At 41.9% G+C, this 6,372-nt stretch carries 8 protein-coding genes; 6 read left to right on the forward strand and 2 right to left on the reverse strand.

The window, feature by feature from the left end; genetic code table 11:
• Window positions 1–111 precede the first annotated feature (111 nt).
• Window positions 112–1,398, reverse strand: a complete 1,287-nt coding sequence (locus ACXAFV_RS22010) for a glutamate-1-semialdehyde 2,1-aminomutase (RefSeq protein ID WP_475129651.1) — start codon at window positions 1,396–1,398, stop codon at window positions 112–114.
• Between the two features lie 174 nt (window positions 1,399–1,572).
• On the opposite strand from ACXAFV_RS22010, the gene ACXAFV_RS22015 reads away from it, so the two are divergent.
• The 5 genes from ACXAFV_RS22015 to perR all read left to right on the forward strand — a co-directional run bounded on the left by ACXAFV_RS22015 (window position 1,573) and on the right by perR (window position 4,742).
• On the forward strand, window positions 1,573–1,974 hold the full coding sequence (locus tag ACXAFV_RS22015) for an ion channel (RefSeq protein ID WP_475129652.1): 402 nt from the start codon (window positions 1,573–1,575) through the stop codon (window positions 1,972–1,974).
• Window positions 1,975–2,049: 75 nt separating this feature from the next.
• Window positions 2,050–2,520, forward strand: a complete 471-nt coding sequence (gene bcp / locus ACXAFV_RS22020) for a thioredoxin-dependent thiol peroxidase (protein WP_475129653.1) — start codon at window positions 2,050–2,052, stop codon at window positions 2,518–2,520.
• Between the two features lie 201 nt (window positions 2,521–2,721).
• Window positions 2,722–3,672: a D-2-hydroxyacid dehydrogenase gene (locus ACXAFV_RS22025; protein ID WP_475129655.1), complete on the forward strand. Its 951-nt coding sequence runs from the start codon at window positions 2,722–2,724 to the stop codon at window positions 3,670–3,672.
• 1 nt (window position 3,673) lies between these two features.
• Window positions 3,674–4,225, forward strand: a complete 552-nt coding sequence (locus tag ACXAFV_RS22030; RefSeq protein WP_475129656.1) for a cob(I)yrinic acid a,c-diamide adenosyltransferase — start codon at window positions 3,674–3,676, stop codon at window positions 4,223–4,225.
• A 76-nt stretch (window positions 4,226–4,301) separates the two neighbouring features.
• A complete protein-coding gene (gene perR, locus ACXAFV_RS22035) occupies window positions 4,302–4,742 on the forward strand; it encodes a peroxide-responsive transcriptional repressor PerR (protein WP_446245825.1) in 441 nt (146 codons plus the stop codon).
• A 112-nt stretch (window positions 4,743–4,854) separates the two neighbouring features.
• On the opposite strand, the gene ACXAFV_RS22040 is transcribed toward perR, so the two are convergent.
• Window positions 4,855–5,202 carry a YgzB family protein gene (locus tag ACXAFV_RS22040; protein ID WP_475129658.1) on the reverse strand — a complete coding sequence of 116 codons (348 nt, stop codon included), beginning with the start codon at window positions 5,200–5,202 and terminating at the stop codon, window positions 4,855–4,857.
• 152 nt (window positions 5,203–5,354) lie between these two features.
• Here ACXAFV_RS22040 and ACXAFV_RS22045 point away from each other — a divergent pair, with 152 nt between their 5' ends.
• On the forward strand, window positions 5,355–6,227 hold the full coding sequence (locus tag ACXAFV_RS22045; RefSeq protein ID WP_475129660.1) for a nucleotidyltransferase-like protein: 873 nt from the start codon (window positions 5,355–5,357) through the stop codon (window positions 6,225–6,227).
• Window positions 6,228–6,372 lie beyond the last annotated feature (145 nt).

Consider the following 6,372-nt stretch of genomic DNA (forward strand, 5'->3'; position numbering starts at 1 on the left):
GACAGGGGTTAAACGGGGGTTTATTCTATTAGGATTGGTAGGGTTTTCATTTTTGATGATAAAAAAATGCCCCTGCTCAATTTGTATGAGCAGGGGCATTGAGTTAAAGTATTAAAGTTGTGCGAAAGCTTTATCGACTGCCTCGAGTGTTACTTTGATATCTTCTTCAGTATGCTCAGTTGTAAGGAACCATGCTTCATATTTGGATGGGGCGAGGTTGATGCCCTGGTTCAGCATGAGCTTGAAGAACTTGGCGAACATTTCTCCGTCTGTTGCTTCAGCTTGCTCGTAGTTTTCGACTTTTTCTTTTGTGAAATAAAGAGTGAGCGCACCTTTCAAACGATTGACTGAAATCGGTGTGTTATGTTTTTCGGCTGCAGCCAGGATGCCTTCTTCAAGTTTTCGGCCAAGTTCATCAAGTTTTTCGTACACTCCATCTTGTTTAAGTACTTCGAGACAGGCGATCCCTGAAAGGATGGAAGCAGGATTTCCTGCCATTGTACCAGCCTGATATGCAGGTCCAAGCGGTGCTACCTGTTCCATGATTTCCAACTTACCGCCGTACGCACCGATCGGAAGGCCTCCGCCGATGATTTTACCAAGAGCGGTCAGGTCAGGCTTAACCTTTAACATATCCTGTGCCCCGCCATACATAAAGCGGAATGCTGTAATCACTTCATCATAAATGATAAGGCTGCCTGCACTGTGGGCGATCTCATTCACCTGCTCGAGAAAGCCTTCCTTGGGTTCGACGATTCCAAAATTCCCGACGATCGGCTCTACAAGTACACCGGCAATTTGTTCTCCCCATTTTTCCATTGCTTCCTTAAATGGTTCGATATCATTAAAAGGGACTGTGATCACTTCCTGTGCGATACTCTTCGGGACACCTGCAGAATCGGGTGTTCCCAGGGTGGAAGGTCCTGAGCCAGCTGCCACAAGAACTAAATCAGAGTGCCCGTGATAACAGCCGGCAAATTTGATGATTTTATCTCTTCCTGTATATGCCCGAGCTACCCGGATCGTCGTCATCACGGCTTCTGTACCTGAGTTGACGAAACGCACCTTATCCATATACGGCATCGCTTCTTTGATCATCTTTGCAAACTTCACCTCATGACGTGTAGGGGTTCCGTAGAGTACTCCGTTTTCAGCAGCATTTTTGATTGCTTCTGTAATATGTGGGTGAGCGTGCCCTGTGATGATCGGACCGTATGCTGCCAAATAGTCGATGTATTTATTTCCGTCGACGTCCCAGAAATAAGCACCTTTTCCTCTCTCCATCGCAACCGGAGAGCCGCCTCCAACAGCCTTATAAGAGCGGGATGGGCTGTTTACCCCGCCGACGATATGTTCCAATGCTTCTTTATGTAAAGATTCTGATTGAGTGAAATTCATTGTGTTACCTCCTTGATCCTTCCTATATGTCTGCTTTCCTTTACTATTGTAGTATGCCTGAGAGCTTTTTAGCAAATTGAATCCAAGCTGTAGAAGAATGGAGTAAGAAGGCGGAATGATTTTTAATACGAAAGCGTACATATACAGAGACAAGCACTGAAAGTGGGAATAAATATGATTTATGTGATAGCTTTCATGATTCTGATATGCATGGTTATGAGTTTAAGAGCCTTGTTCTATCCATCTAAATGGAAGGTACACTATGTTTCCTTTCATCATTTTTTCTTTTTGGGTATGTGCTATGTAACCATTATGCTAGGCTTTGGACTCTTATTTGCCTTACTGGAGCTGGAAGGTATACAAATACTGGTGGAAAATGGTCAGCCTGTTTCCGGTGATTTTTTTGATCATATTTTTACAACGATGTATTTCAGCGGCATTACCCTGTTCTCAGTAGGATATGGGGATGTGACTCCTATCGGAATCGGGAGGGGGATCGCTCTTATTGAATCTTGGCTCGGTTATACGATTCCGGCTGCGTTTGTCGTCAAATCGTTTATGAATTATGAAAAGTAATCCCTTATGATTTGAGTTTTTCCTTCCTATTGGGTACGCTAACGATAGAAACGAGCAAAATGGAGGGATTAGGAAATGACGGTTGAAACAGGTCAAAAAGCGCCAGAATTTGAATTGACGGCAAGTAATGGAGAAAAAGTTAAGCTATCTGATTACAAAGGCAAACATGTGGTGCTTTATTTTTACCCGAAAGATATGACTCCAGGGTGCACCACAGAAGCATGTGATTTCAGAGATCAGCATGAAAATTTTGAAAAACTTGATGCTGTGATCCTCGGAGTGAGTCCGGACCCAGTGGAGAAACACGAAAAGTTCGTGGACAAGCACGGCTTGCCATTTCTATTATTGGTTGATGAGGATCATAAAGTTGCTGAAGAATATGGAGTTTGGAAACTAAAGAAAAACTTCGGTAAAGAGTATATGGGAATCGAACGTTCCACTTTTATTATCGATAAAGATGGAAACCTGGCAAAAGAGTGGAGAAAGGTCCGAGTGAAGGGACATGTGGAGGAAGCTCTGAAGTATATTGAAGATAATCTTTCGTAAGCCTATTTTTAAGCCTATTTTACAAAGGGTGAGGCTTTTGTCCATTCACATCATCGTAAGGGACATATAGTAAGAGTAGGGCAACCTCCTCAAATAAGTCAGTCTCATCCGTGTAAAGGACCGATGTTCATCGGTCCTCTTTTTTTATGGGAGAAAGCAAATTATGATAAACTATTTTCAACAGGGATGGGAGGTAAAGTGATGAAGGTGGTTGTAACATATCAGCCTAAGGAAGAGTTCGTAACCGATTTACGGGAACACTTTCCAGATGTTGAATTTTTGTTTTATAAAAAGATCGCTGAAGCTGAAGAAGCACTGCCGCAAGCAGAGATTATCGTCACGATGGGAGAAGACCTGACCGAGCGGCATATAGAACTTTCTCAAAGACTGAAGTGGATCATGGTGACATCTGCTGGAATGGAGAAAATGCCATTTGAAGCAATCAGGAGAAAAGGGATAGTGGTCACCAACGCAAGGGGGATACATAAGATTCCAATGGCGGAATTCACTTTAGGATTGATGCTTCAGCATGCCAAACAGCTCAGGGCCGTTCTGAAACAAGAGGAAGAAGGAGTATGGAGCAGAAGACTTCCTACCTCCGAACTGAACGGTGCTTCTCTGCTTGTTTTGGGGGCAGGGGCAATCGGGAGTGAAATCGCACGATTAGGAAAAGCTTTTAATATGAAGACGGCAGGGGTGAATTCAACCTGTAAAAAGGTGGAACACTTCGATCAAATGTTCACGCTCAACAATTTTGAAGAGTTCCTGCCAAATGCAGACTATATTGTTGCTGTACTACCGAGCACGGAGCATACCAAAAACATTCTTCAAACGGAGCATTTTGAGAAGATGAAGAAATCAGCAGTTTTCATTAACATCGGCCGAGGTGACCTTGTAGAAGAGTCAGTCCTTCTCGATGCAGCAAGAACAAAGAAGATTGGTCATGTTTTTCTTGATGTGTTCGAACAGGAACCTTTGCCTGCAGATCATTCATTCTGGCAGGAAGAAGGGATATCGGTAACGCCGCATTTATCGAGTATCACAAAAATGTATATGCCGAGAGCATTTGATATTTTTAAAAAGAATCTAAAAGCATATAGTAAAAAGAGTGAAGAGTTAATAAATGTGATCGATTCAGAGAGGGGATATTAATATGAAGATTTATACGAAGTCAGGGGATAAAGGAACAACTTCACTTGTATACGGTTCACGTGTTTCCAAGAAAGATCAGCGGGTGGAAGCCTATGGTACATGTGATGAAGCGAATTCAATGATCGGTCTCGGGTTAAGCTATTTAAAAGCGGAATACTTTGACGGTAAGGAAAAATTTGAAGGCTTCTTTCACAAAATCCAGACCGTCCTGTTTCATGTGGGGGCTGAACTAGCTACACCGCCTGGAAAAGAAGTGAAGTGGAAGCTTGAAGATTCCAATATCAAAGAGCTCGAGGAGCAAATCGACTTTATGGATGGAACCTTGACTCCCTTGAGCAATTTCATCCTGCCTGGCGGTCATCCTGCCGGCGCCGCGTTCCATACTGCCCGTACGATTGTGAGAAGGGCAGAACGGGAAGCGGTCGGAATAGGAGAAGAAGTGAATCCTCTAGTCCTGTCATATCTGAATCGATTGTCTGACTTCCTATTCGTTGCAGCAAGATACATCAATCAACAACTTGGGGAGCAAGAGAGAAATTTACATCAAGATTGACAAAAGGCACTCTTGATTAGTACACTATTTATAAAGATTATAAAATAATAATTCTTATGAAAAGAGGTGCATGACGATGTCAGAAGAAGGACAATTAAAAGAAGCGATTTCCACATTGAAAGAAACTGGAGTCCGTATCACGCCTCAACGTCATGCGATTTTAGAGTATCTCATTGATTCAATGGCTCATCCCACAGCTGATGACATATATAAAGCACTTGAGGGGAAATTCCCCAATATGAGTGTGGCTACGGTATACAACAACCTACGAGTCTTCCGTGAAGTCGGTCTTGTAAAAGAATTGACTTACGGTGATGCTTCTAGTCGCTTTGACTTTGTAACGACAGATCACTACCATGTCATCTGCGATGGGTGCGGCAAAATCGTAGACTTCCATTATCCGGGGTTGGATGAAGTCGAACAGCTTGCCTCTCACGTAACGGGGTTCAAAGTCAACAATCACCGCATGGAAATCTACGGTACCTGTACGGATTGTTCATCAAAAGAAACTCATTAAGAAGAATGGTTCTCATGCGGAACCATTCTTTTCTTTTTCTCTGCAGGAGGTCCGGTTGAAACTAAGGAGTAAAAAAAGACCTCCATCCCGGCAGGTCTTTTTTTGACATTCTCTATTTCTTCTTATTATACTCTTCATTAAATTCTTCGCCCTCTAAGTCAGGGTCCAGAGTCAGTGGTTCATTACAATACATACACATGTCTACACGGCCCAGGACCTTTGTGACCTTCCCGCAATTCGGGCATGTGACCTGGACTGCTTTTGTCGATAACATCCCGATCCAAAAGTAGACGACCGTACTGCCGATGATAGCAAGAAAACCGAGCAGCATAAAAATAGTCATGACCCATGGATGCTCTTTGAAATATATACCTACATACATGATGATAAATCCGATGAAAATCAAACTTAAAGCAAATGTACGGATTTTATTGATCTTACTGGAATAATTCTTCGCCATGATTGTCCCTCCTAGAAAAATACTATACCATATTTAAAGGACTTTAGTGGATAGGAAAACCATTTGTCGAAAAATGACTATATTAAGAGAAGGAAATCCCGCTTCAATGTCGAAATAGTTACCAACCAATGATTGATGTGGAGGAGTTTTTAATGGAAGACATTTTACGCCCGATTTACCAGGAACGTACCAGCCACCCAAATACACTAGGTGTCTTATTAATAGAACAAAGCAAGAAATCCAGTCCTGTAACAGACACATTTGATATCGTTTTATTTCTTATTGTAAAAGAATCTGAAGAACCGGTTTTTGTTAAACATTATACCTATAAAGAGCATAAGGCTGCCTTACATATCGTCACTGAACAAAAGTTAAAAGAGTGGATCCTGCTCGGGTCCAATCGAAAAGTGATCGATTGGCTGTTCAATGGAAAGATCTTATTTGATCGCAATGAATATGTACAGAACCTCAAAACTGAGCTTAGGGACTTCCCGTTTTACGGCAGAAAGATCAAGATGGGAATGGAATTTGGAAAGTTGATCCGTCGCTATATGGATGGAAAAGTGTTCTTTGAATCCAAACACTATCTAGACGCCTATAATCATATTGTTCATTCTCTGCACCATTTGGCAAGGCTTGCTGTAATCGAAAATGGATTTCATCCCGAAGTGACGGTCTGGAATCAGGTGAAGCAGATTGAACCTGAAATATACAAATTATATGAAGAGCTTGTCACAAGCGAAGAAGAAATCGATAAAAGGCTTGAACTATTATTCTTGGCCAGCGAGTTCTTGATCCATTCCAGAACCAAGGTGGCATCAGAGCACCTGATTAATATTTTGGAACAAAAAGAACAGTGGAGCTTTCAGGAGCTGCTTAACCATGAAGAAGCTAAACATTATTCCGTAGATCTAGGCATGCTGATCGAATATCTAACTGATAAAGGCTTCGTGGAAATAGTAGACGTAGAAACAAAAGGGAAAGGTGTTTTTCACCGATATTACAGGGCTCCAAAAAAACTATAGCAAAATACCATTTTTTTATTGACTTCAACTAGGAACCTTGATATATTAGTACATGTCGCTGCTGAACGACAATTGAGTCCGGTCAGTGGCGACATGAAAAATTTAAAAAAGTTGTTGACATCGAGTTGATAACTTGATAAGATGA

It is taken from the genome of Rossellomorea sp. ABR4_012 (assembly GCF_056159545.1).

Excerpts from the sequence above, each read along its gene's own strand:
- ACXAFV_RS22010 (WP_475129651.1), bottom strand. The coding sequence starts at position 1,398 with ATGAATTTCACTCAATCAGAATCTTTACATAAAGAAGCATTGGAACAT.
- ACXAFV_RS22040 (WP_475129658.1), bottom strand. The coding sequence starts at position 5,202 with ATGGCGAAGAATTATTCCAGTAAGATCAATAAAATCCGTACATTTGCT.
- ACXAFV_RS22025 (WP_475129655.1), top strand. The coding sequence starts at position 2,722 with ATGAAGGTGGTTGTAACATATCAGCCTAAGGAAGAGTTCGTAACCGAT.
- ACXAFV_RS22045 (WP_475129660.1), top strand. The coding sequence starts at position 5,355 with ATGGAAGACATTTTACGCCCGATTTACCAGGAACGTACCAGCCACCCA.
- perR (WP_446245825.1), top strand. The coding sequence starts at position 4,302 with ATGTCAGAAGAAGGACAATTAAAAGAAGCGATTTCCACATTGAAAGAA.
- ACXAFV_RS22030 (WP_475129656.1), top strand. The coding sequence starts at position 3,674 with ATGAAGATTTATACGAAGTCAGGGGATAAAGGAACAACTTCACTTGTA.
- bcp (WP_475129653.1), top strand. The coding sequence starts at position 2,050 with ATGACGGTTGAAACAGGTCAAAAAGCGCCAGAATTTGAATTGACGGCA.
- ACXAFV_RS22015 (WP_475129652.1), top strand. The coding sequence starts at position 1,573 with ATGATTTATGTGATAGCTTTCATGATTCTGATATGCATGGTTATGAGT.